Source organism: Pseudomonas sp. P5_B2, assembly GCF_056400445.1.
Genome location: NZ_JBFULH010000003.1, coordinates 43,169 through 66,575, shown reverse-complemented (window position 1 = coordinate 66,575; position 23,407 = coordinate 43,169). Strand labels below are relative to the sequence as shown.

21 protein-coding genes, 1 tRNA gene and 1 riboswitch are annotated in these 23,407 nt (G+C 60.1%); of the genes, 4 read left to right on the top strand and 18 right to left on the bottom strand.

Annotated features, from left to right (window positions below; all coding sequences use genetic code 11):
* The 13 genes from AC1DRJ_RS01080 to AC1DRJ_RS01020 form a co-directional block, all read right to left on the bottom strand.
* Positions 1–359 (bottom strand): helix-turn-helix domain-containing protein (locus tag AC1DRJ_RS01080; RefSeq protein ID WP_477800409.1); only part of this gene is annotated, 359 nt, incomplete at its 3' end.
* A complete protein-coding gene (locus AC1DRJ_RS01075; protein WP_477800411.1) occupies positions 359–661 on the bottom strand; it encodes a type II toxin-antitoxin system HigB family toxin in 303 nt (100 codons plus the stop codon). The genes AC1DRJ_RS01080 and AC1DRJ_RS01075, both read right to left, overlap by 1 nt.
* A 284-nt stretch (positions 662–945) precedes the next feature.
* Positions 946–1,019, bottom strand: a tRNA-Gly gene (locus tag AC1DRJ_RS01070).
* Between the two features lie 180 nt (positions 1,020–1,199).
* The gene (locus tag AC1DRJ_RS01065; RefSeq protein WP_477800408.1) at positions 1,200–2,084 is read right to left on the bottom strand and encodes an alpha/beta fold hydrolase; all 885 of its coding nucleotides are present in this window, start codon (positions 2,082–2,084) and stop codon (positions 1,200–1,202) included.
* Positions 2,085–2,396: 312 nt separating this feature from the next.
* Entirely contained in the window at positions 2,397–3,089 is a 693-nt protein-coding gene (locus AC1DRJ_RS01060) for a pseudouridine synthase (protein WP_477800407.1), read from the bottom strand.
* A gap of 57 nt (positions 3,090–3,146) precedes the next feature.
* Positions 3,147–3,341, bottom strand: a complete 195-nt coding sequence (locus AC1DRJ_RS01055; RefSeq protein ID WP_477800406.1) for a cysteine-rich CWC family protein — start codon at positions 3,339–3,341, stop codon at positions 3,147–3,149.
* A gap of 221 nt (positions 3,342–3,562) precedes the next feature.
* Complete coding sequence (gene atzF, locus AC1DRJ_RS01050) at positions 3,563–5,341, bottom strand: allophanate hydrolase (protein ID WP_477800405.1); 1,779 nt, start codon at positions 5,339–5,341, stop codon at positions 3,563–3,565.
* A 25-nt stretch (positions 5,342–5,366) separates the two neighbouring features.
* Positions 5,367–9,020 (bottom strand): urea carboxylase, encoded by a 3,654-nt coding sequence (gene uca / locus AC1DRJ_RS01045; protein ID WP_477800404.1) that lies wholly within the window; start codon positions 9,018–9,020, stop codon positions 5,367–5,369.
* Between the two features lie 306 nt (positions 9,021–9,326).
* Complete coding sequence (locus AC1DRJ_RS01040) at positions 9,327–9,968, bottom strand: urea amidolyase associated protein UAAP2 (RefSeq protein WP_282480780.1); 642 nt, start codon at positions 9,966–9,968, stop codon at positions 9,327–9,329.
* A gap of 11 nt (positions 9,969–9,979) precedes the next feature.
* Positions 9,980–10,705, bottom strand: a complete 726-nt coding sequence (locus AC1DRJ_RS01035; RefSeq protein ID WP_477800403.1) for an urea amidolyase associated protein UAAP1 — start codon at positions 10,703–10,705, stop codon at positions 9,980–9,982.
* Positions 10,706–10,717: 12 nt separating this feature from the next.
* Positions 10,718–11,506: an ABC transporter ATP-binding protein gene (locus AC1DRJ_RS01030; RefSeq protein ID WP_477800402.1), complete on the bottom strand. Its 789-nt coding sequence runs from the start codon at positions 11,504–11,506 to the stop codon at positions 10,718–10,720.
* Entirely contained in the window at positions 11,503–12,318 is an 816-nt protein-coding gene (locus AC1DRJ_RS01025; RefSeq protein ID WP_477800401.1) for an ABC transporter permease, read from the bottom strand. Before AC1DRJ_RS01025 ends, AC1DRJ_RS01030 begins: the two co-directional genes overlap by 4 nt.
* Before the next feature lie 16 nt (positions 12,319–12,334).
* Positions 12,335–13,402, bottom strand: a complete 1,068-nt coding sequence (locus AC1DRJ_RS01020; RefSeq protein WP_477800400.1) for a putative urea ABC transporter substrate-binding protein — start codon at positions 13,400–13,402, stop codon at positions 12,335–12,337.
* A gap of 62 nt (positions 13,403–13,464) precedes the next feature.
* Positions 13,465–13,565: riboswitch (guanidine-I (ykkC/yxkD leader) on the bottom strand.
* A 699-nt stretch (positions 13,566–14,264) separates the two neighbouring features.
* On the opposite strand from AC1DRJ_RS01020, the gene AC1DRJ_RS01015 reads away from it, so the two are divergent.
* Entirely contained in the window at positions 14,265–14,744 is a 480-nt protein-coding gene (locus AC1DRJ_RS01015) for a hypothetical protein (protein ID WP_477800399.1), read from the top strand.
* Positions 14,745–14,808: 64 nt separating this feature from the next.
* Here the strand turns inward: AC1DRJ_RS01015 and AC1DRJ_RS01010 are convergent, their stop codons facing one another.
* Positions 14,809–15,921 carry an enoyl-CoA hydratase/isomerase family protein gene (locus AC1DRJ_RS01010; RefSeq protein WP_477800398.1) on the bottom strand — a complete coding sequence of 371 codons (1,113 nt, stop codon included), beginning with the start codon at positions 15,919–15,921 and terminating at the stop codon, positions 14,809–14,811.
* Between the two features lie 132 nt (positions 15,922–16,053).
* Between AC1DRJ_RS01010 and ung the strand changes: the two genes are divergently transcribed.
* Entirely contained in the window at positions 16,054–16,746 is a 693-nt protein-coding gene (gene ung / locus AC1DRJ_RS01005; protein ID WP_192228690.1) for a uracil-DNA glycosylase, read from the top strand.
* A gap of 133 nt (positions 16,747–16,879) precedes the next feature.
* On the opposite strand, the gene AC1DRJ_RS01000 is transcribed toward ung, so the two are convergent.
* Genes AC1DRJ_RS01000 through AC1DRJ_RS00985 form a run of 4 tightly spaced genes read right to left on the bottom strand, consistent with a single transcriptional unit; the run spans position 16,880 to position 20,917 of the window.
* Entirely contained in the window at positions 16,880–17,914 is a 1,035-nt protein-coding gene (locus AC1DRJ_RS01000) for an AbrB family transcriptional regulator (protein WP_477800397.1), read from the bottom strand.
* Positions 17,907–19,421 carry a tripartite tricarboxylate transporter permease gene (locus AC1DRJ_RS00995; protein WP_477800396.1) on the bottom strand — a complete coding sequence of 505 codons (1,515 nt, stop codon included), beginning with the start codon at positions 19,419–19,421 and terminating at the stop codon, positions 17,907–17,909. Before AC1DRJ_RS00995 ends, AC1DRJ_RS01000 begins: the two co-directional genes overlap by 8 nt.
* Before the next feature lies 1 nt (position 19,422).
* Complete coding sequence (locus tag AC1DRJ_RS00990; RefSeq protein ID WP_477800395.1) at positions 19,423–19,881, bottom strand: tripartite tricarboxylate transporter TctB family protein; 459 nt, start codon at positions 19,879–19,881, stop codon at positions 19,423–19,425.
* Between the two features lie 58 nt (positions 19,882–19,939).
* Complete coding sequence (locus AC1DRJ_RS00985; protein WP_477800394.1) at positions 19,940–20,917, bottom strand: Bug family tripartite tricarboxylate transporter substrate binding protein; 978 nt, start codon at positions 20,915–20,917, stop codon at positions 19,940–19,942.
* 393 nt (positions 20,918–21,310) lie between these two features.
* On the opposite strand from AC1DRJ_RS00985, the gene AC1DRJ_RS00980 reads away from it, so the two are divergent.
* Together AC1DRJ_RS00980 and AC1DRJ_RS00975 are read left to right on the top strand one after the other, a co-directional pair.
* Complete coding sequence (locus tag AC1DRJ_RS00980; RefSeq protein ID WP_007944085.1) at positions 21,311–21,982, top strand: response regulator; 672 nt, start codon at positions 21,311–21,313, stop codon at positions 21,980–21,982.
* A complete protein-coding gene (locus tag AC1DRJ_RS00975; RefSeq protein ID WP_477800393.1) occupies positions 21,975–23,360 on the top strand; it encodes a sensor histidine kinase in 1,386 nt (461 codons plus the stop codon). Before AC1DRJ_RS00980 ends, AC1DRJ_RS00975 begins: the two co-directional genes overlap by 8 nt.
* Positions 23,361–23,407: the final 47 nt, after the last annotated feature.

Sequence of the window (23,407 nt, the reverse complement as noted above, 5' to 3'; positions counted from 1 at the left end):
CAGGCAGCACCAGCGAGCAAACTCTCGTAAGGAATTCTCAATCCATCGTGCAGACGCTTGATCATCGACAGACTCAGTTTGCGCTTACGATTCAGCACTTCGGATACGCGCCCGCTCGTACCGATGAACGGTTCCAGATCACGAGGGGRCAGGCCTTGCTGATCCATGCGGAATTTGATGGCCTCAATCGGATCAGAAGGCGGCATTGGATAATGCTCGTCTTCGTATTTTTCGATGAGCAGCGCCAGAATTTCCAGCTCATCACCGTCAGGCGAACCGATTTTTGCACTCCACAGTTGCTCCACTCGAGCAAATGCAGCGGTCAGGTCTTCTTGGCTGCGAATAGGTTTAATGTTCATTACACGGTCTCCGCGTTGATCTGATCATATTGGGCGTGGGTGCCAACGAATCTGATGAAGCCGAGCTGTCGTTGATAGTCGACTGCCAGAATCACTCGATATTTGTAGCATCCGATGTTGAATAYAACCCTGCCGCCCTTGAGGATGCTGGCCGTTCTCAGCTCCGCCTTGACCTCTTGAGACGTGCGGTAAATGGCTTTTTCCATATGTCGATACCATTCAACAAGCGGTGTTTCTGCGTCAGTGTAGGCTGGACTGCTTTCCCAAAACTCCCGCAATGTCCCTTTTGCAATCACTCGCACCGCAAGTCCTCCCGTTTTGGGAGATGGTAGTCTTCGCATTGACGAGATGCGACCGTACCAGTGCAATGCCATTGCGGTCGTGAGGCCCTGAAACCCTAATTGCATTGACGACATCCATTATTGGCGCAAGAAAAACGCTAACAGAGCATCGACTTTGTGCGAACACCTTAATTTACCCACACGCCCAATTTCACCAAACCCCAGACATAAAAAAACCGGACATCAAGTCCGGTTTTTTTTACCTGCATCCCCCGTCAAAAAACAACGTGAGTCTCAAATTCGATTGGAGCGGGTGAAGGGAATCGAACCCTCGTTATCAGCTTGGGAAGCTGGAGTAATGCCATTATACGACACCCGCTCAGAGCGGCTGACTTTGTACCAGATGTGCGCGTGGAAATGAAGTTTTTCTTTACGCAGGATGACTTTAGCGCAGGTGAAACAGGCCAGAGACCGCGCGGCGGTCTTTCGCGGGCAGGCCACGCGCCTACAGGAATGCATTCAACACTGTAGTGCGGGGCTTGCTCGCGAGGACGCTGTTTCAGATTGCCAGTGCATGGTGATCCTTGACGTAGTGGTAACGCGTTCGGCTCTCATGCTGCGAAGGTGTCAGGAACCCCAGCAGGGCGTTGCGGCTGTCTCGGCAGGCGGCTTTGTGTTCCATGTCGAGAAAGTGGCCGGTGGCTTCCAGTGTTGTGAAGGTGGCGTTCTGAACGTGGTTGGCGAATAAGCGCGCGCCATCGGCGGCGGTGTATTCGTCCCATTCGCCATTCATGAACAGCACCGGCACGTTGATTTTCTCCGAGGCTTTGAGGAAGCACTGGCGATCACTGTGCAGCAGGTCGCTGATGTGGAAGTGCATCTGCCCGTATTCATGATCGGCCAGGCTGCTGACGTGCCGGTAGTTGAAACGCTTGAACAGGCTCGGCAAGTGTTTGCCGATGGTGCTGTTCACCAGGTTGCCGACCCGGTCGCCGTCCCGGCTGCCGAGGTAATCGACGCCGCGCTCGAGGTAATCGAGCATGTGCGCATTGATCTCCGGAGAGAACGAGCTGATCACGGCTTTTTCGATGCGTCGTGGACGATGGGCGAGGGCGACCAGGGTCGCGGCGCCGCCCCAGGAAAACGACAGCACGTGTTCGGCGCCGAAGTGGTCGATCAGCTCCAGGAGGATCTGCCCTTCGACTTCCTTGGTCAGCAATTTCTCATGCAGGTTGTGGGCTTTGGACCTGCCCGCGTAGGGCTGGTCGTAGCAGACCACATTGAACTGCGGATGTAGGTTTTTCACGGTTTGTGCAAACGACGCAGTCGTGGCCATCGAGCCGTTGACCAAGATGATGGTCTTCTCTGCGGCGTCTGCGCGATAGAACTCCGTGTAGACCCGATACTGACCCTGTATATCCAGCACAGCGATTTCTGGCCTCATGTCATATGACTCCTGGCAAGCGGGTATGCGCGCAAATGAGATTGCACGAGCTTTGTGACAGGTAGGCATACGCCTGGAATTTTGAAGCCCATGTCGATCCGGTACAGCTGGTCGACGGGTATTATTATTGGCGGGCAGTCTGTCGGTCTGAAGCGGAACCTGAGGGTTCTCTAACCGACAAAAAGTTTCTTAGAGGTAGTTGGTGACTCGTCAGTCACATTTCGGCTGACGACCTGATTCAAGCAGGGTAGACGCCTTCGTGCAAGAGCCATTGGTAAATTGTTCGACAACTTCTGCTGAGCGGTCGCCTGCTTAGATCAAATGAATCTCTTCGGTGCGCAAGGCGCGGTACTCGCCCGGTTTTAGCGCGTTATCGAGCACCAGCGGCCCCATGCGCTCGCGGTGCAGGCGCAAAACCTTATTGTTGAAGTGGCCGAACATGCGCTTCACCTGGTGATAGCGGCCTTCGACGATGCTCAGGCGCGCCGACTTCGGCCCCAGCAGCACCAGCTCGGCAGGCTGAGTGGTGAGGTCTTCGAAAGCGAAATACAGCCCTTCAGTGAATTTCAGCGCGTACGCCGGGCCGATGTCCTGTTCGGTCTCGACGTAGTAGACCTTGGGCAGTTTGGTTTGCGGTTGGGTCAAGCGTCGCGACCAACTGCCGTCGTTGGTGATCAGCATCAGGCCGGTGGTGTTGAAGTCGAGGCGACCGGCGATGTGCAACTCGTCCTTGTCCGGTTCATCAATCAGGTCGAGGACCGTCGGGTGCTCCGGATCGCGGGTGGCGCTGACGCAGCCGGGCGGCTTATTCAGCATGAAATAGCGTGCAGGCTTGCCGACTTGCAGGACCTCGTCGTTGACTTCGACGCGGCTGAATTCGAGCACTTCGGCGTGCGGGTCGCTGACGATTGTTCCGTCGATCCGCACGCGCTTTTCGACCAGTAACAGGCGAACCTGCTTACGGTTAAAGCGCGGCAGGTTGCTGAGGAAACGGTCAACGCGCATGGCAAGGGATCGGAGGGAAAAGGGCCGCGTATCTTACGTGATCGGCCGGGCGCGTGCTTACAGCTGCGCTTCGACCTGCGCACAGCGTGGGCACAGGCAGGATTTGTCGCGCAGTTCCGGCGGCAGTGCTTTGAGCACGGCCGGGTCGATGCTGACGCCGTAGCACCAACAGGCGCGATCGGCGGTTTGCGGGACGGCCAGGGTGCAGTCGTTGGACGCGCCGCAGGCCGGGCAGAGTTCAGGCCGGTTCATAAAGGGATTCTCATAACGCGAGTGAGTCATTTCCACGCAATTGCGATGACAGCCGGATTGCCTGGCAGTGACCGGATGACGAGCATTCTAACGGCACTGCTGGAAAATAACTGACGCAATTGCGCTAGACGCTGCGGGAGCGAGCCTGCTGGCGAAAGCGGTGTATCAGGCGACATCAATGGTGGATGTGCTGACGCCTTCGCGAGCAGGAGGGGGCGTGTTCAGGTCCGGGATTGCAGGTATGCACGCCATCCACCGAGATGACTGATATCCACCGCACCCTCCAACCCATACGCCTCACAGATAAACCCGCTCTCCCAGCGTCCATCTGCCAGGTGCACCTTGCCCAACCCCAGCGGCGCCGGAATTCCGGTCAGGAACGAGCCCAATTCACTGCTCGGCAATTCCCAAACTTCTACCGCAATCGCCACACCGCCATCCTTCACCCGAACCATCCCCGGACGAAACGGTGGGCCACCGGCCAACGCATACAGTTGATAGTCCGGCGAACTGAACGTCGACTCGACCATCCGCGCCCCGCGCCGCTTCAATTGCCAGTTCAGCGCCAAACCGTCCAGATGCGCGCCACACACCACCAGCCGCGCCCGGTCGTTGCGCGCAACCGTTGTTGGTGCCGGTATAGTCAGACCTTGCTGGCGCTGGAATGCATCCGCCACGCTCAGCAAATACTGATCGGTAAACGCTCGACCAAACAGTGTCACGCCCCATGGCAGGCCGTTGTCCATGAAAGCGCTAGGCACGGCGACGGCGGCGTAATCGAGCAGGTTCATGAAGTTGGTGTAGTAGCCCAGTTCCGAATTGCGCAGCACCGGTTCGGCGTCCAGCTGTGCCAGTGTTACCGGGCGGCCGATGGTCGGCGTGACTACRCAATCGAGCCCTTCCAGCGCCTTGTCGCACAGCGCCTTCAGGGCTTGCAGGCGGTACTGGGCGCGGAAGGTTTGCACGCCCGTCACCGCCGGTGCCTTGGCCAGCACCGCTTGAATCACCGGCAGCACGGCTTCAGGTTTTTGCTCCATCAATTCCCCGGCCACGCTGTAGCGCTCGGCCACCCATGGCCCTTCGTAGAGCAAACGGGCGGCTTCGAGAAAAGGCGACAAATCCAGTTCGACGGCTTCACCGCCCAAGGCCTTGAGCTGTTCGATGGCCTCCCCGAACAACAGCGGGCCTTCAGGGCAACCGAAAAACTCCAGGTCCTGCGTGCGCGGCACTCCGAAGCGGAATGGGCGCGGCGTACCGAATGCCGAGCCGTCGTTCCACTGCGGGTTGCTGCGGCTGTACTCATCGCGTGGGTCGAGGTGCGCGGTGAGCGCCAGCAATTGGCTGGCCTCGCGAGCCGTCGCCGTGAAGGTCGTCACGCAATCCAGCGTGCGGCAGGCCGGCACCACACCCGCTGTGGAGAACAAACCTTTGGTGGCTTTCAGTCCCACCAGATTGTTCAAACCCGCTGGCACTCGTCCCGATCCCGCCGTGTCCGTGCCCAATGAAAAACTCGCCACCCCCAACGCTACCGCCAACGAAGAGCCGGCGCTGGAGCCGCCCGACGGATATTCCGGCAACACGCTGTTCGGGCACGCGCCATACGGCGAGCGGCTGCCATTGAGGCCGGTGGCGAACTGGTCGAGATTGGTCTTGCCCAACGGGATCGCTCCCAGCGCCAGCAGTTGCTCGACGATGGTCGCCGATTGCTTCGGCACATAGGCAAAGTCCGGACACGCCGCGGTGGTTGGAATGCCCGCCAGGTCGATGTTGTCCTTGATCGCGAATGGCACGCCGTACAGCGGCAGGCTGTCGATGTCGCGGCCGTCGAGGGCGGCGAGGTACGGTTCCAGTTCTTCGACACTGAGCAAGTGGATGAACAGGTGATAGTCCGGGTTCAGCGCGGCGGCTTTGTCGCGCAGGTTCGACAGCAGTTGTCGAGGCGTGATGCTGCCGTCGAGGTAAGCGTTGCGCAGGGCGTCGAGTTGCAGATTGATGGTCATGAGGTTGATCCTTTTCGAAATGGGTTCAGTCGACTTCCAGCACCACAACGCGTTGTCCGGCGCGCACCGCCGAGCCCGGTTGCACACGAATCTCACGCACCACGCCGGCCATCGGCGCCAGCAGCGGAATTTCCATCTTCATCGACTCCAGAATCACCAGCACATCACCGGCGGCCACGCGGCTGCCGGTTTCTACTTGGACCTGCCAGAGGTTGCCGGCGATGTGGCTGTCGACGCTCATTTCGCCGCTGACGAGGGCTGCATCTTCGGTCGCTTCCGGGACCAGTTCTTCGCTGTCAAAATGCGCCTGGCCGCTGGCGATCCAGCGCTCGCGCTCGGCGTTGAACGCGCCTTGTTGCTGATCGCGAAACGTGGCGATGGTCTCGGCTTCCTTCGTCAGGAATGCCTGGTAATCCGCGAGGTTCAACTGGCTGTGTTCGATGTTCAGCTCGAAACGCCCGAGCGGGAAGTCCTTGCGGATGCGCAGCAGTTCATCGGCGCTCACCGGGTAGAAACGGATCTGGTCGAAGAAGCGCAGCAGCCACGGTTTGCCATCGAACGCGGCCACTTCTCGGTAGCGGTTCCACATCTGCAAGGTGCGCCCGACAAATTGATAACCGCCAGGGCCTTCCATGCCGTAGACGCACATGTAGGCGCCGCCGATGCCGACTGAATTTTCGGCGGTCCAGGTGCGGGCCGGGTTGTACTTGGTGGTCACCAGGCGATGACGCGGATCGAGCGGGGTGGCGACCGGTGCACCGAGGTAAACGTCGCCAAGGCCCATCACCAGGTAACTTGCGTCGAACACCGTGCGCTGCACTTCGTCGAGGTTGGGCAGGTCGTTGATGCGGCGKATGAACTCCAGATTGCTCGGGCACCACGGTGCGTCCTTGCGCACGGTGGTCATGTATTTTTCGATGGCCAACTGGCAGGCCGGATCATCCCAGGACAGTGGCAAATGCACGATGCGCGAGGGCACTTGCAAGTCTTTGGCGGCGCACACGGCGTCCCATTCACCAGCAACGATGCCGAGCAGATCAGCCAACGGCAATTGTTCGGGTTGGTAGTGCACTTGCAGCGAGCGGATGCCGGGGGTGAGGTCGATTACGCCGTGCAGGTGTTTGCTTTCCAGCGCTTGCATGAGGGCGTGGGCGCGGAAGCGTAAAACAAGATCAAGTTCCGGTGCGCCGATTTCGAGAAGAAGGTGAGTATCCCCCGACAGCCTCGCTACCAGCCGCGTATCGTCCTGACCCAAATCCAACACAACAGGCGACACGATCCCCTGTGGGAGCGGGCTTGCTCGCGAAGAGGGCGTGTCAGTCGAAATAGATGTGTCTGATACACCGCTTTCGCAAGCAAGTCGCATCGTCGCACCGCCGCTCCCACATTTATTCCATTTCAAGGCGAGGGTGCGGGCGGTCTTGAGATCGACCGGGAGGAACTGCACTTTGTCCCCAGCCTTGAGCTGCCCAAGCTGCCAAAGGTCCGCCTCGATCACCGTCACCGGGCACACAAACCCGCCCAGGCTCGGGCCATCCGGGCCGAGGATCACGGGCATGTCACCGGTAAAATCCACCGCACCGATGGCGTATGGATTGTCATGAATGTTCGACGGATGCAGTCCCGCTTCACCCCCGTCAGCCCGCACCCATTCCGGTTTCGGCCCGATCAGTCGCACACCTGTTCGACTGGAATTGAAATGCACTTCCCACTGGGTCGCGAAGAACGTGCCGATGTAGTTTTCGGTGAAGTATTCCGGTGCACCATGCGGGCCGTAGATCACGCGAATTGTTCGTACGGCAGGCAACTCAGCGATTTCAGGCAGTTCCGCACCAGCGCTACGGTCGATCAAAGCAGGCACATGCAACACATCCCCCGCCCGCAACGCACGACCGCCATGCCCGCCAAACTGCCCGAGGGTGAAGGTGCTTTTGCTCCCCAGATAATCCGGAACCTGCAAGCCACCGCGCACGCACAGATAGCTGCGAGCGCCTGCACCAGCCATCGTGCCGAGGCTCAACGTGGCACCCGCCGGCACCAACAGCGCCGTATTCATCGCGATGGTCTCACCGTTCAGCGTCAGCGCAATAACCGCCCCGGTCACCGCCACCACCGCATCACAATTGAAGCGCAGCAACGGCCCGCTCATGGTGATTTCCAGCGCGGCGGCGCCTTCTTCGTTACCCAGTAAAAGGTTGCCCAGACGCAGCGCGCGACTGTCCATCGGCCCCGACGGCGGCACACCCACCGCCCAATAGCCGAGGCGCCCCGGATAGTCCTGAACGCTGGTTTGCGTCCCGGCGCTGAGCACTTCGAAAGTGTTGGCCTGATAGACCAGACCTTCCAGGCAGCGCGTCCACGGCTGGCCGCTGGCGAATGGCGCATCCAGCAGAATTTGCCGCAGGTAATCGCGGTTGGTTTCCACGCCATAGAGCTGACTGTCAGCCAATGCCTGATGCAAATCGGCGCGTGCTTCTTCGCGGGTCGGTGCCCAGCTGATGACCTTGGCGATCATCGGATCGAAGTACGGCGGTATCTCGCAACCGGCCTCGACCCAGGTGTCGATGCGCAGTTGGATGCCGTTGGCGGCAGGGAAATTTACGGCGGTCAGTAAACCTGGACTTGGCTGGAAATCGCGGCCCGGATCTTCGGCATACAGGCGTGCCTGAATCGCGTGCCCTTCGGCTCTCAACCCTTGGCTCAACTCACGCAGTGGCGGCAAATCACCGGCTGCGAGTTCCACCATCCAGCGCACCAGATCGACGCCCCACACTTGTTCGGTAACGCCGTGTTCGACCTGCARGCGGGTGTTCACTTCAAGAAAGTAGAAGCGCTGATCTTCACTGTCAAAGACAAACTCCACGGTGCCGGCGCTGCGATAATTCACCGCTTTTGCCAGTTTGATCGCCGCCGCACACAGCTCCTCAGCCATGCCTTCGGGCAGGTTTGGCGCCGGGGTTTCCTCGAGGACTTTTTGGTTGCGCCGTTGTACCGAGCAGTCGCGCACACCGAGGGCAATCACCTCGCCACGGCCGTCGCCGAACACCTGAACCTCCAGATGCCGCGCGCGCTGGATGTACTTTTCGATGAACACGCCTGCATCGCTGAAGTTGTTCTGGCCGAGGCGCTTCACGGCTTCAAAAGACTCGCTCAACTCGGTCGCGCTGCGGCACACGCGCATGCCGATACCGCCACCACCGGCGGTGCTTTTGAGCATCACCGGGTAGCCGACCTGTTCACCGGCGATCAGCGCTGCGTCGAGGCTGTCCAGCAGTTCGGTGCCTTCGAGCATTGGCACGCCATGTTGCTTGGCCAAGGCGCGTGCTGTGTGCTTGAGGCCGAACACGCGCAACTGTTCGGCCGTGGGACCGATGAAGGCGATGTTGGCGGCTTCGCACGCTTCAGCGAACGCGGCGTTTTCCGAGAGGAAACCGTAGCCGGGATGGATCGCCGTGGCACCTGTGGCTTTGGCGATGGCGAGGATCTTGTCGACCGCCAGATAGGTGCCGACGGCCGCGCCTTCACCGAGGCTGTGGGCTTCGTCGGCTTGCAGAATGTGCAGGCTGGCCGCATCGGCTTCGGAGTACACGGCAACGCCCTTGACCTGCAATTCACCCAGGGTTCGCAGGATGCGGCAGGCAATGGCGCCACGGTTGGCAATCAGGACTTTTTCGAACATGGCATAACCCCCGGAGGCGATAGCGCATCAGCCTCGACCTGGGATGCGGGCCGTCCCGCAGTTTTTCGAGATGCACCCGGGCCGTCCCGGATGAAAAAACAGTTCACTTCAAAACACCACAGAACCCCTGTGGGAGCGAGCCWGCTCGCGATGGCGTCAGCACATCCACAATTGATGCCGACTGATACGCCGCCATCGCGAGCAGGCTCGCTCCCACACTGGATTTAAGGTGGATTCACTTTTTCAGGCACTGGCCTGAGCGCGCCTGGCACAGGGCGAACAACCAACGTCGCAATCGCGCGATTTTCAGTTCCATACCAATAACTCCGCCGGTGTCGGGTTGTAGGCGTTGCACGGATTGTTCAATTGCGGGCAGTTGGAGATCAGTACGATCACGTCCATCTCGGCCCGTAAGTCGACGTATTTGCCGGGTGCCGAAATGCCGTCTTCAAAGGTCAATCCGCCGTCCGCCGTGACCGGCACATTCATGAAGAAATTGATGTTCGGCCCGATGTCGCCCTTGCCCAGTCGCCCGTCGTGGACGCAGGCGCGCAGGTAGTTGTCGCGGCAGCTGTGCATGTAGCGTTTTTCCAGGGCGTAGCGCACGGTATTACTCTCTTGCGCACAGGCGCCGCCGAGGGTGTCGTGACGGCCGCAGGTGTCGGCGACGATGGTCAACATCGGTTTGCCGAGGTTGGAATACAGGACGCTGCCGGTGCTCAGGTAGACGCTGTTTTGCCGGCGTAAGGTGCGCTGCACGTCGTAGCGTTCCTTTGGATTGGCGACGCTGTAGAACAAGGTGTCGACCGCTTGATTGCCCTCCAGGTCGAGGATGCGCAAGGTCTGGCCGGCCTTGACCTCCATCAGCCAGGGTTCGCCGGCGGGGATGGTGGCGCGGTAGATCGCGGTTTCCGGCTGTTGATGAGCGGTGGCGATAGCGAGTGACATGGCAACGATCCTCAGGCGAACAGGCGGTCAGTGTTGATGAACCCTCGCTCGTTTTCCGGGCGCGAAGTGCGGCAGTGTTCGGCGACGCTGACGTCGGCGTTCATCCAGCTGAGCTTCAGGGGTTTCGGTGCATATTCAGGTGATGGGTCCATCGGGTGTTGCAACGCGGTGAGCACCACCAGCGTGTCCATCGGTGCGTACAACTCGATGTAATCGCCGGCCCTGGAATTGCCTTCGACGAAGTGGAAGCGTCCGGCTTCGTCGACGTCCACCCGGCTGAACAGGTTGAGGGTCATCAGCAAATCCGACAGGCCCAGCCCCCACTTGCCCAGTTCCACCAACAGGTTGTCGGTGCCGTTGCGGAAGAAGCCGTTGCGCAGTTCCTGATAGCGACCGGCGCCGTATTTTTCCGCGACCTCCTCAGCACACAGCACACCGCCGAGGCTGTCGCTCCATCCGCAGGTGTCGGCAGTGATCGCCGCCAGTACGCGACCCATGTCCGAGTACAGGCAATGGCCGCTGGTGAGCTTGGCGGTGTGTTGGCATTTGAGGCTGTCGGGCAGGTTCAGGCGTTCGGTTTTTTCATTGGCGTTGAGCAGCGTCAGGCTGACGTTGGCACCGCCACGCAGGTCGGTCAGGCGCAGCAATTGGCCGCGTTTGAGCACAAACGAACGATGGCCGCCACCGGGCAGCAATTCTTCGGCGAAGGGTGTGAACAGCTGGGTCGAATCAGTCATTTCCATATTCCTCTAAGCGATACGAAGCGTGCCTGCCAGTGGCAGCGGCAGGGCGTCGACGGTGGCACGGGTGGTGCGGCGGTCGCTGTTCAAAGGGATGTCGTAAGTAATGCGTGCGCCATAGGCGCCGGGGGCGTGCGGGTCGACTCGGACCTTGTCGAAAACCAGCAGGCGCGTGCCGAGGCTGAACCCTTCGGACAGGTCGTGGGTGACCATGAATACCGTCAGTTGAGTCTCGCGCCACAACTCCAGGAGCAAGGCGTGCATGTCTTTGCGGATACCCGGGTCGAGCGCGCCAAACGGTTCGTCGAGCAGCAACACCCGGGGTTTCATGATCAGCGCCTGAGCGATGGCCAGCCGTTGTTGCATGCCGCCGGAAAGTTGCGCCGGGTACTTGTCCAGCGAATGGCCGAGGCCTACTTTGTGCAGCAACACCGAAGCCTGTTCCCGCGCATCACGCTTGGCACTGCCGAACAGGCGTCCGAGCAGTGGCGAACGCGGCAATTCAAGGCCGAGGGCGACGTTGTCCAGCACCGTCAAATGCGGGAACACCGAGTAGCGCTGGAACACCACGCCACGGCTCGAATCCGGCTCGCCAGCCAACGCCTGACCGTCGAGCAGAATCTCGCCGCGACTGGCGCGTTCCTGGCCGAGCAACAAGCGCAGGAAGGTCGATTTGCCGCAACCGGAGGCGCCGACGAGGGTGCAGAACTCACCCTCGTTGACGTTCAGGTTCAGGCCTTCGAGCACCACCTGATCGCCGTATTGCTGCCAGACGTTTTTCACCGTGATGAAGCTCATGCGCGGGCTCCTTCATACCAAGGGAACGCACGTTGGGTCAGGCGCTTGAGGCCCCAGTCCATTAGCCAGGCGAGGAGGGTGATCCACACCACGTACGGCAGGATCACGTCCATTGCCAGGTAACGACGCACGAGGAAGATCCGATAGCCGAGGCCGTCGGTCGAGGCAATGGCTTCAGCGGCGATCAGGAACAGCCACGCTGAACCAAGCATCAACCGCAGCGAAATCAGCAAACGCGGCAGCAGTTGCGGCAGTACCACGCGCAGCATCAGGGTCCAGGTCGAGGCGCCGAGGGTCTGGGCCTTGATCAGCAACTCGACGGGAATTTCCCGGGTGCGTTGTTCCAGATCACGGGCCAGGACCGGGGTGATGCCAATCACGATCAGCATCACTTTCGACAATTCCCCAAGACCGAACACGATGAACAGAATCGGCAGGATCGCCAGCGGCGGCACCATCGACAGCACCGTCAGCAGCGGGGATAGCGGCGCGCCAAACAGCGGCAGAGTGCCCGCCGCCATGCCCAGGCACAGCGCCGTCAATGCGCTGATTCCGAGACCGATGGCCAGGCGGCGCAAGCTCGAAGCGCTGTCCTGCCACAGCAGGTATTCACCGGTGCGGGTGTCGGCGACGAAGGCCAGGCGTTTCACCGCGTCGGTCATCTGAACGGCGCTCGGCAGCAGCTTGTCGTTGGGGTTGTCTGCCAGTCGCTCGGCCGAGCCCATGAAGTAGGCGAACAGCACCAGGGCGAACGGCAGGATCACCAGCAACAGGCGACTCGGGCGATCCGGGTGGCGATTGATCAGGCGCATGGCCAGCTCCTCCTGTTTACAGCTTGGCGTCGGCAGCCATCTGCACGAAGGTCGGGTCGAAGCGCAGCTTGAGGTTGGAGGTGTCGCCGCTGGTCACGCCATTGGCGAACGCCATGCCGACGGCGCTGGTGTCCTTGGCGCCTTCACCGAGCAAGCCGTGCTGGAACGAAAACTCGGCCACTTTGCGCATGGTTGCCGGCAGTTGCTTGCTAGTGGAGAAGTCCAGGGCTTCTTTGGGCGTGGCGAACAATTTGGTGGTGTCGAGTTGTGCCTGGAAACCCGCCAGGTCAGTGCCCGAGGCCTTGGCCATGTGTTCGAGCGCGGCTTTGCTGGCGGCGTTTTTTGCGTTCATCAATTCGACCACTTCGAACCAGGCACCGGTCAGCGCTTTGCCCAGGGCCGGGTTGTCTTTGAGGGTGGCGCTGTTGACCACCATCATGTCCATGATTTCGCCGGGGATCTGGCTGGAGTTGAAGACTTCGGTGACGGCGGGCTTGGCCTTGATGTCCGAGAGCATCGGGTTCCAGGTAGTGACCGCGTTGACCTGGTCGGTGTTGAAGGCGGCCGAGATGTCGGCGTCGGAGGTGTTGACCACTTTCAGATCTTTTTCGCTGAGGTCGACCGAGTCCAGCGCACGGGCCAGCAGGTAATGGGAAACCGACAGCTCCACGAGGTTGACGTCCATGCCTTTGAGGTCGGTGACTTTCTTGCCATCGCCCTTGAGCACGATGCCGTCGTTGCCGTTGGAGAAATCGCTGACGATCAGCGCGGTGCTGTCGACGCCGCCAGCGGCCGGAATGGTCAGCGCGTCCATGTTGGTCATGGTGCAACCGTCGAACTGGCCAGCGGTGTATTGATTGATCGATTCGACGTAGTCGTTGAGCTGCACCACATCAATCTTGATGCCGTACTTCTTCGCCCATTTGTCGACGATGCCTTGGCTACCAGCGTATTCCCAAGGCATCCAGCCGGCGTAGATGGTCCAGCAGACGCTGAAATGGTCTTTTTGGGCGGCCTGGGTCGAGAAGCTTACGAAGGCTGCGAACGCAGCGGCGAGCAGGGTGGGTAGACGAAGCTGGGACATGGGTGGTTCTCCAGTTGATCAGGGGCGAGCAGGAGTCAACGCGGCACCGCGAACGGTGGCTTGTCTCCCGGGCTTTTGTCCCGCCGTGTAACCTCAACTGGAGGTCGCCAACTCTCGGACCAGCCACTCGCCTAAGCGAGCCGGAACCCTAGTCAGCCATTGCAAATTGTGGTGCCGCGAACCTGTGATGAACTCCTGCACGCTTTTACTAAAGCGAGAGACGTGCCAAGTCAGCTTGAAGGCTCTAGCGTGGGGTACGACGCGATGGTTACGTCGGGAGGGGAGTGCGGTTGCCTTGTGATGGTGCGCGGCTGCACCGCAATGGGACGGTTTGGCCGCTGATCCGGAGGTGTTTGCGGCCCAGCACTCGATGCCGTTTTTCAGGTCAAAAGCAATGTCAGCCGACCGTTGTCAGCTGAAGTCCCCAGGTCTTTTCGGAGGCCGTCATGCTGCATCGAATTGTGTTTATTGTATTGTTTGGTTTGGGGGTGTCTGGTTGCTATTACTATGCGGGCCCTTACGACGCGTACGGCGGATCTTATTACTACCCCGGTTATTACTATCCTGGTTATAACTCGCCTTACTACTACGGTGGCTATGACGGTCCACGGTATTACGGGGGCTATCGCTACCGTTATTACGGGGGCCACGGACCGCGTTATTACGGCGGTGGATATCACCACGGACACCACTAATCAGCGCGTGAATAGATGAAAAACCTTTCATCGGGCAGATGTTTCAAGCTGTTTCATGGCCGCACCAGATTTCGAAAACGATGTCTGATCTTTCGACAGTCACCGAATAATTGACTGCCGCTCGCCAGCGTCGCTGGTGTAGCTCACTCGCGGTCCAGGAGGCCGCCATGCTCTGTCGAAAACAGCTCTGCCAAATTCTTCTGATTGCTCTATCGGGACTGTCTCTTGGTGCGTGCGTGCCCTATTCCGATGGAGGAGCCAGCTACTACAGTTCCGAGGTCTATACCTCGCCAGCGCCCACCTATTACGCCGGTGGCGGATCCTACTATTCAGGAGGCGGGGGTTATTACTCACCGCCGCCCCGGTATTACTCACCGCCAGCGCGGTATTACCAGCCGACACCGCGCTATTACTATCAGCCAAGGGTTTATCAGCCGGCACCGCGTTATTACCCGTCGCGGAGCAATTACCGAGCTCATCAGAGTCACGGGTGGGACGGTAATAACCGAAGTGGCTGGAACAATGACTACCGCAGTGGTGGACGCAACTACAAACACAGCGGGCGCGGCAACCACAACAGCCAAGGCAACCAAAATGGTCAAGGTCACTACAGTCAAGGCCACAACGGCCGAGGCGGACACCGGTAATTTGAGCTAGACAAATACCTGTGGGAGCGAGACCGGCTTGCCGGTCTCGCTCCCTCATTTTCGTTCAGTACTCCGACAAATCCGCTAATGGATGCCGACCCTCCCAAGCCTTCTGAAAGTGCGCATCCACCACCGCATCCGGCACGTTGTTGATGTCTGGCCAGTGCCAGTGCGGTTTCTGATCTTTGTCGATTAACCGCGCCCGCACACCCTCGCTGAATTCCGGATGACGGCAGCAATTGAGGCTCAGGGTGTATTCCATCTGAAAAACCTGAGCCAGCGACAAGTGCCGGGCCCGAGCGATTTGCTCCCAGACCAGATGCGCGGTCAGCGGCGAGCCTTCGCTCATGGTTTTTGCGGCACGACTGAGTAGCAAGTCGGTGTTGTCGCGTTGCAGGCTGATGGCCTTCCAGGCGCAACTCACATCACTGACATCCAGCAGTTCGTCGATGTGCTGGCGTCTTGGCAGCCACTGGGCTTCGGGCATTTGCGCGATGGCTTCCTGCTGCAAGGCCTTGAGCAAACTGTTGAGTTGCATTGGGGTTTGTTCCTGCCAGTTCAGTTGCAGCAATCCTTCGATCAGTTCCTCCTGTTGTTCATCGAGCAGGAAGCGGTYGGCCAGGTCCAGGTCGATTGCATCGCGCCCGTTCATATGAGCGCCGGTCAGGCCCAGAAACAGCCCGAGCTTGCCGGGCAGTCGCGACAGAAACCAACTGGCGCCAACGTCCGGGTACAGGCCAATGCTGATTTCAGGCATCGCCAGCCGGGTGCTTGGCGTGACAATCCGGATACTCGCGCCTTGCAACAACCCCATCCCGCCGCCGAGCACATAACCGTGACCCCAGCAGATCAACGGTTTCGGGTAGGTGTGCAGCTTGAAGTCCAGGCGGTATTCCGCCGCAAAGAAGTGCGCGGCCAACGGCGGTACCTCCCCGGGATGAGCGCGACAGGCTTCCACCAGGCTGCGTACTTCACCGCCGGCACAGAAGGCCTTGGCGCCGTTGCCGCGCAGCAACACGCAGACGATTTGCGGGTCCTTGGCCCAGGCGTCCATTTGATCACGCAGGGCGTTGATCATCGGCAGGGACAGGGCATTGAGGGACTTTTCGGCATCGAGGCTGGCGATGCCGATGCGCGCGCCGTCGGTGCCGGTGAGTTCTTCGAAGTGCAGATTCATCGTGACCTCGATCGGGAATTTGAGCGTTCAGTATGATCGCTGTACAGGAAAGTGCCGGATGTGCGACAGATCAATTGACAAGCGTGATGGGCTTTCCTAGGGTTCGCCCCATTGTTTTTGCCGGATGTAACCATGACTGCTGACGACCGTATCAAACTCGAACCGAGCTGGAAGGAGGCACTGCGTGCCGAATTCGACCAGCCCTACATGGCAGAGTTGCGTGATTTCCTGCAACAGGAGCGTGCGGCAGGCAAAGAGATCTATCCACCGGGCCCGATGATTTTCAACGCGCTCAACTCCACGCCGCTGGACAAGGTCAAGGTCGTCATCCTCGGTCAGGATCCTTACCACGGCCCGGGCCAGGCCCATGGGTTGTGCTTCTCGGTGCAACCGGGCGTGCCGGCGCCGCCGTCACTGGTGAACATCTATAAAGAGTTGAAACGCGACCTGAACATCGATATTCCCAACCATGGCTATTTGCAGAGTTGGGCCGACCAGGGCGTGCTGATGCTCAATACCACCATGACCGTCGAGCGCGCCAATGCCAATGCGCACAAGGACAAGGGCTGGCAGTTTTTCACGGACCGGATCATTGAGGTCGTCAGCCAGCAGCAGCCGCATCTGGTGTTTATGCTGTGGGGCGCGCATGCCCAGAGCAAGCAGAAACTGATCGACGCGACCAAACACCTGGTGCTGACGTCAGTGCATCCGTCGCCGTTGTCCGCGTATCGCGGTTTCCTGGGATGCGGGCACTTCAGCCGGACCAACAAGTTTCTTGAGCAGAATGGTGAGACGCCGATTGAGTGGCGATTGCCGCCGGTTTGATCGTTGGCAGTGAGGGCCTCTTCGCGAGCAAGCCCGCTCCCACATTTGATCTCCAGTGGACACGGTTTTGTGTACAGCAGAGATCAAATGTGGGAGCGGGCTTGCTCGCGAAGTTGGCGACTCGGTCTGTCGCCTAATCCGGCACCCGATTCCAATACTTGAACAACGGCTCCGCCAGAAACAGCACGAACAGCAACCGCATCACCTGCATCGCCGTCACCAGCGGCACCGATAACTGCAGCGTCTCCGCCGTCAGGCTCATTTCCGCAATCCCGCCGGGCATCATGCCTAACGTCAGCGAACGCAAATCCAGATGCGTCAACGCACTCAACCCCAATGCCGCCAGCGTGGCGATCAACATGGTCAACATCGTGCCGATCAAGGTCCGGCCCATGAATGAAGGCGCACGCCGGAAAAACTGGCGGTTGAAGTGACAGCCCAGACCGCTGCCAATCAGCCATTGGCCGATCTGGCTGCCGCCATTGGGCAAACCAATGTGCAAATCCCAACCGATGCTCACTACCGCACTCACCAGCAAAGGCCCAAACAGCCACGGATTCGGCTGACGCAGACGTTCCCAGAGCCACGCCATCAAGGCGCCTGCCGGGAATAACAGAGCCAGCCAGCGCCAATCAACGGCGGTGGCGTGCACAACCGGTGCGCCGTCACCCAGCAAATACTTGAAGGCTGCCGGTACACACAACACCACCACCAGCACCCGCAGACTTTGCCCCGCCGCCACACGGCTGAGCACCGCACCGTTGCGCGCGCCGAGGTTGACCATCTCCCCGGAGCCACCCGGCATGCTGGAAAAAAATGCAGTGGCGCGATCCTCGCCGGTACGGCGCATCAACCAGACGCCGACTACGGCCGACAGGCTGGTGACCAACGCACCGAAGAAGATCAGACCAAAATGCCCCAACACCTGCTCCATCACTACCGGGGTGAAGTGCAGGCCGATACCGATTCCCACAATCCACTGGCCGCACTTGCGCCCGCCAGGGATTTCCGCCAATTGCCAAGGGGTCAGGCAGCGCACGAGGATGATCGCCAGCAACGAGCCGACCATCCACGGCAGCGGCCAGCCGATCTGGCTGGCGAGGTAACCGCCCAGCAGACCGACCAGCGGTGTTCCCCACCAGGCTTTGAACGGTATTCGATCAGACATCGGCGATAGCGCGTTGAGTGGCCGAACGTTTGCGCCAGATCCGCAGCAATGGCATCAGCAGCATGATCGCGGTCAGTACCCAGCAGCCGAAGGTGATCGGGCTGGACCAGAGGATTTCCAGTGCACCGTTGGAAATCGACAGCGCGCGACGCAGGTTTTGTTCCATCAGGCCGCCGAGGATGAAGCCCAGCAAAATCGGCGACAACGGGAAGTCCAGCTTGCGCAGGATGTAGCCGAAGATGCCAATGCCGATCATCAGGAACAGGTCGAACGTGGTGGCGTGCACCGCGTAGACGCCGATCCCGGTGATGATCGCGATCACCGGTACCAATGCCCAGTTCGGCACGGCGAGGATGCGGGTGAAAATGCGGATCATCGGGATGTTGAGGATCACCAGCATGATGTTGGCGATGAACAACGAGGCGATCAGGCCCCAGACGATGTCGGGTTGCTGTTGGAACAGCAGCGGCCCCGGCGTGATGTTGTACAGCGACAGCGCACCGATCATCACTGCCGTGGTGCCCGAGCCGGGAACACCGAGGGTCAGCATCGGCACCAGTGCGCCGCACGCTGCGCCGCCGATGGCGGTTTCCGGTGCCGCGAGTCCGCGCATGTCGCCTTGGCCGAACGTGCCTTTGGCGCCGGCGATACGTTTTTCGGTCATGTAGGCCACGGCGCTGGCGAGGGTCGCGCCGGCTCCCGGCAACACGCCCATGATGAAGCCCAGCACACCACAACGCAGGTTCACCACGAACACCGCCGAGGCTTCCTTGAAGTTGAACATCATGCGGCCAGTGGCTTTCACGGCTTCCTGACCATGATGGGTTTTTTCCAGCAGCAGGAGAATTTCACTGATGGAGAATAGACCCAGCACCAACACTACGAATTGAATGCCGTCGGTCAGGTGGATGTTGTCCCCGGTGAAGCGGTAAACGCCGCTGTTGGCATCGATCCCGACGCTCGACAGAAACAGGCCGATCAACGCCGCAATAAAGGTTTTCAGCGGTCGATCACCGGCCATGCCGCCCAGGCAGACAATGGCGAACACCATCAGCACGAAATATTCCGCCGGGCCAAAGGCTATCGCCCATTTCGCCAGCAGCGGGGCGAACAGCACCATGCCGCAGGTGGCGATGAACGCACCGATGAACGAGCTCCACGCCGACAACGACAGCGCGACACCGGCCAGGCCTTTGCGGGCCATCGGGTAACCATCGAGTGTGGTCATGACGGTAGAAGCTTCACCAGGAATGTTCAGCAGGATCGAACTGATCCGCCCGCCGTATTCGCAACCCAGGTACACCGCCGCCAGCAGGATCAGTGCCGACTCCGGCGGCAGGCCGAGGGCGAATGCGATCGGGATCAACAATGCCACGCCATTGATCGGGCCCAGGCCCGGCAGCAGGCCGACTACGGTGCCGATCAGGGTGCCGCACAAGGCGGTCACCAGGTTGTACGGGCTCAGCGCGACGCCGAAACCCTGACCCAAATAGCCAAGCGTATCCATATCAGTTCTCCAGAACGTCGAGCACACCCAAGGGCAGCGGCACGTCCATCAACTTGTCGAACAGCAGATAAAGGCCGACGGCCATTAGCGTGATGATCACAATGCTGGGCACCCAGCGACCGCCATACAGGCGCGCCATTGGAATGCCGATCAGGATGCTGGCGGTGATAAAACCAAGGGGTTCGAAGGTGCCGGCAAACACCAGCAACAGCACCACGCACAGGCCGATTTTGGTCAGGGTTTCGCGGTCCAGCGGCGGTTCGTCAGCATCGTGCTTGATTGGTGCGGGACGAAACACCATGTACAACAGCGCCAAGCCCATCAGCCCGAGCATCAGCAGCGGAAAGGCCCGAGGCCCCACCGGTTCGTAGGAAAAAGCCGCTTGATACGGCCAGGCCATCAGCGCCAGGCCAACACAGGCGAGCAACAGCACCGAAGCAAAAATGCGTTGTAAGAGCATGGGAAACTCCTGTGCTGCGGCCTCGAATTACGAGACCGCAGCCGCTAGATAGAGACGATCACTGGATCAGGCCGAACTCTTTGGCCAGCACTTTGTAGTCCGCCACCTGCTTCTTCACGTAGGTGTCCAGCTCCGGCCCGGTCATGGCGAATGGGAACAGTTCACGCTGATCGCGCAGCTTGGCGAAGTCTTCGGACGCCAGCAGTTTGTCGAAGGCGTCTTTCCACCATGCGTAGTCTTCGTCGCTGACCTTTGGCCCGAGGTAGAAGCCGCGAACCACCGGCCAGACAATGTCGTAGCCTTGCTCTTTGGCGGTCGGGATGTCTTTCATTTCCGGCTCGTCCAGACGCTTCTCGGAAAACACCGCCAGCAGGCGCATGTCACCGCTCTGGATGTGTGGCATGGAGTCGGAGATGTCGGTGCTGCCGACCTGAATGTGCCCGCCGAGCAGCGCGGTGGCGATTTCACCACCGCCTTCGAGGGCGACGTAACGCAGGTCACGCGGGTTGATCCCGGCGGCCTTGGCGATCAGAGCGGTTTGCATCCAGTCCTGGCTGCCGACGGTGCCGCCGGAACCGATCACCACTTTGCTCGGGTCTTCTTTCAATGCCTTGACCAGATCGTCGAGGGTCTTGTAAGGCGAATCGCTTTTCACTGCGATGGCGCCATAGCTGGTGCCGACAGCGGCCAGCCAGCGCACGTTGTTTTCATCGAAACGCCCGAATTTGCCTTGGGCCAGGTTCAGCAACGAACCGCTGGACCAGGCCACCAGCGTGCCAGCGTCGGCAGGGCGCTGAGCGACCACCGCGTTGTACGCCACCGCGCCGACACCGCCGGGCATGTAGGTTACGCGCATCGGTTTGGTCAGTAGCTTTTCGTTGACCAGCGCGCTCTGCGCCAGTTTGCAGGTGAGGTCAAAACCACCGCCCGGGGAGGCCGGGGCGATGCATTCCGGACGTTTGGGTTCGGCCATCAATTGACCGGCGAACAGCATGCAGCTGGCGGCGAGGGCGAAACGGCGCAGGGATCGATTCATTATTGTCTCCATGGGAGTTTTTGTTTTTGGGGATGTTTCAGGTGCGGCGGTTTCGCGTCGTGCAGCCGGCAACGGCGCTGGCAGGCATCAACGACGGGATTCTGGAGAAAGGGTGGGGTGGACAAGCCTGAAGCTGTATGGGCAGCAAGGTGCAGTACCTCATTTATTGTTCTTATTGACGAAAACGCGTCATGGCGTTTTTCGGGAGCTACATTTCTAAGCACTATTGGAGGGGCGGCATTCGAAACCCTCCGTAGGCGGACTCTAACCGGCCAACCTTTCGCTAACCTTTCAGTGGGCTTTCACGGTTTTCGGGCTTCACAGCCGCAGATGCGGCTGTAAACTCCGCGTCAAAGAATGGCGTCGACCATCCCCTGAATGAGGTAAAGATCCATGCGTGTTCTGCTCGTCGAAGACCATTTGCAGCTGGCCGAAAGTGTCGCCCAGGCACTCAAGAGCACCGGGCTGACGGTGGACGTGCTGCACGACGGCGTGGCTGCAGACCTGGCCTTGAGCAGCGAGGAATACGCCATGGCCATTCTCGATGTCGGCCTGCCGCGCATGGACGGTTTTGAAGTGCTCGCGCGTTTGCGCTCCCGGGGGAAAAACCTTCCGGTATTGATGTTGACCGCTCGCAGCGACGTTAAGGATCGGGTCCATGGCCTCAACCTCGGCGCTGACGATTACCTTGCCAAACCCTTTGAACTGACCGAACTCGAAGCGCGGGTCAAAGCCTTGTTGCGCCGCAGTGTGCTGGGCGGTGAACGTCAGCAGCGTTGCGGCGTACTGGCCTATGACTTGGATACCCGGCGCTTCACCCTCGGTGAAGAATTGCTGACCCTGACCTCGCGCGAACAGGCCGTTCTCGAGGCGTTGATCGCCCGCCCTGGGCGGGTGATGAGCAAAGAGCAACTGGCCTCCCAAGTGTTCGGTCTGGACGAAGAGGCCAGCCCCGACGCCATCGAAATCTACGTGCATCGCTTGCGCAAAAAACTCGATGGGCAACCTGTCGCTATCGTGACCTTCCGTGGGCTTGGCTATTTGCTGGAAAGTCGCGATGCATAAGCCCAGCAGCCTGCGCTGGCGGTTGCTGTGGAACCTCGCGCTATTGTTGGTGGTATTAATGCTGGCCAGCGGTTTGAGCGCGTACTGGAACGGTCGCGAAGCGGCCGACACCGCCTATGACCGCACCTTGCTGGCGTCGGCTCGAACCATCGCGGCGGGTGTCTCCCAGCGTGACGGCACGCTCAGTGCCGACGTGCCTTATGTGGCGCTGGATACGTTTGCCTACGACAGTGCGGGGCGAATTTTTTATCTGGTGAATGACATCCACCAGAATTTGATTTCCGGTTACGAAAACCTTCCAGCTCCACCGCCAGGAACGCCGCGCACCGATGACTATCCGGCGCTCGCGCGTTTCTACAACGCCACGTATCGCGGGCAGAACGTGCGGGTGGTCAGCCTGCTCAAGCCGGTGAGCGAACCGAATATGAACGGCATGGCGGAAATTCGTGTCGCGGAAACCGATGAAGCGCGAGTCAGCATGGCGCGCAGCCTGGCGGCGGATACGTTGCTGCGGTTGGGCATGCTGGCGATTGGCGCGCTGCTGTTGGTGTGGTTTGCCGTGAGTGCGRCATTGCGTCCTCTGGAACGCTTGCGAACGGCAGTAGAAGAGCGCCAGTCGGATGATCTGCGGCCGTTGCCGTTGGTGGAAGTGCAACACGAATTGTGGCCGCTGGTACGCGCGCTCAATCATTTTACCGAGCGGTTGCGCGAGCAATTCGAACGGCAAGCTCAGTTCATCGCCGATGCTGCCCATGAATTGCGTACGCCGTTGGCGGCGCTCAAGGCCCGACTTGAGCTTGGCCTGCGGGCAAGTGAGCCCGAAACCTGGCGCAGCACACTGGAAATCGCTGCTCAGGGCACGGATAGATTGACGCATCTGGCGAATCAACTGCTGTCGATGGCACGGGTCGAAAACGGTGCCCGGGCCATTGCTGAGGGCGGTGCGCAGTTGCTGGATTTGAGCCAGTTGGCGCGCGAGTTGGGCATGGCCATGGCGCCGCTGGCCCATGCACGCGGCGTTGCCCTGGCGCTGGAGGCGGACGAGCCGGTGTGGCTGCGCGGCGAGCCCACGCTGTTGAACGAACTGCTGAGTAATCTGGTGGATAACGCACTGGCCCATACGCCGTCCGGCGGCAATGTGATTCTGCGGGTCACTGCACCGGCGGTTCTGGAAGTTGAAGATGATGGGCCGGGGATTCCGGTTGATGAGCGAGACCGAGTATTTGAGCGCTTTTACCGGCGTAACCAGCAGGTGGCCGGGTCGGGGCTGGGCCTGGCGATTGTTGGCGAAATCTGCCGCGCGCATCTGGCGCAGATCAGCTTGCACGATGGAGAGACGGCGGGGTTGAAGGTTCGGGTGAGTTTTGTGGCCGGGTAGTTTTTGTGTTGTCTGGACTGGCCTCTTCGCGAGCAAGCCCGCTCCCA

Excerpts from the sequence above, each read along its gene's own strand:
- AC1DRJ_RS00995 (WP_477800396.1), bottom strand. The coding sequence starts at position 19,421 with ATGGATACGCTTGGCTATTTGGGTCAGGGTTTCGGCGTCGCGCTGAGC.
- AC1DRJ_RS00980 (WP_007944085.1), top strand. The coding sequence starts at position 21,311 with ATGCGTGTTCTGCTCGTCGAAGACCATTTGCAGCTGGCCGAAAGTGTC.
- AC1DRJ_RS01035 (WP_477800403.1), bottom strand. The coding sequence starts at position 10,705 with ATGACTGATTCGACCCAGCTGTTCACACCCTTCGCCGAAGAATTGCTG.
- AC1DRJ_RS01025 (WP_477800401.1), bottom strand. The coding sequence starts at position 12,318 with ATGCGCCTGATCAATCGCCACCCGGATCGCCCGAGTCGCCTGTTGCTG.
- AC1DRJ_RS01055 (WP_477800406.1), bottom strand. The coding sequence starts at position 3,341 with ATGAACCGGCCTGAACTCTGCCCGGCCTGCGGCGCGTCCAACGACTGC.
- AC1DRJ_RS01030 (WP_477800402.1), bottom strand. The coding sequence starts at position 11,506 with ATGAGCTTCATCACGGTGAAAAACGTCTGGCAGCAATACGGCGATCAG.
- AC1DRJ_RS01040 (WP_282480780.1), bottom strand. The coding sequence starts at position 9,968 with ATGTCACTCGCTATCGCCACCGCTCATCAACAGCCGGAAACCGCGATC.
- AC1DRJ_RS00985 (WP_477800394.1), bottom strand. The coding sequence starts at position 20,917 with ATGAATCGATCCCTGCGCCGTTTCGCCCTCGCCGCCAGCTGCATGCTG.
- AC1DRJ_RS00990 (WP_477800395.1), bottom strand. The coding sequence starts at position 19,881 with ATGCTCTTACAACGCATTTTTGCTTCGGTGCTGTTGCTCGCCTGTGTT.
- AC1DRJ_RS01065 (WP_477800408.1), bottom strand. The coding sequence starts at position 2,084 with ATGAGGCCAGAAATCGCTGTGCTGGATATACAGGGTCAGTATCGGGTC.
- AC1DRJ_RS01020 (WP_477800400.1), bottom strand. The coding sequence starts at position 13,402 with ATGTCCCAGCTTCGTCTACCCACCCTGCTCGCCGCTGCGTTCGCAGCC.
- AC1DRJ_RS01000 (WP_477800397.1), bottom strand. The coding sequence starts at position 17,914 with ATGTCTGATCGAATACCGTTCAAAGCCTGGTGGGGAACACCGCTGGTC.
- AC1DRJ_RS01060 (WP_477800407.1), bottom strand. The coding sequence starts at position 3,089 with ATGCGCGTTGACCGTTTCCTCAGCAACCTGCCGCGCTTTAACCGTAAG.
- ung (WP_192228690.1), top strand. The coding sequence starts at position 16,054 with ATGACTGCTGACGACCGTATCAAACTCGAACCGAGCTGGAAGGAGGCA.
- AC1DRJ_RS01015 (WP_477800399.1), top strand. The coding sequence starts at position 14,265 with ATGCTCTGTCGAAAACAGCTCTGCCAAATTCTTCTGATTGCTCTATCG.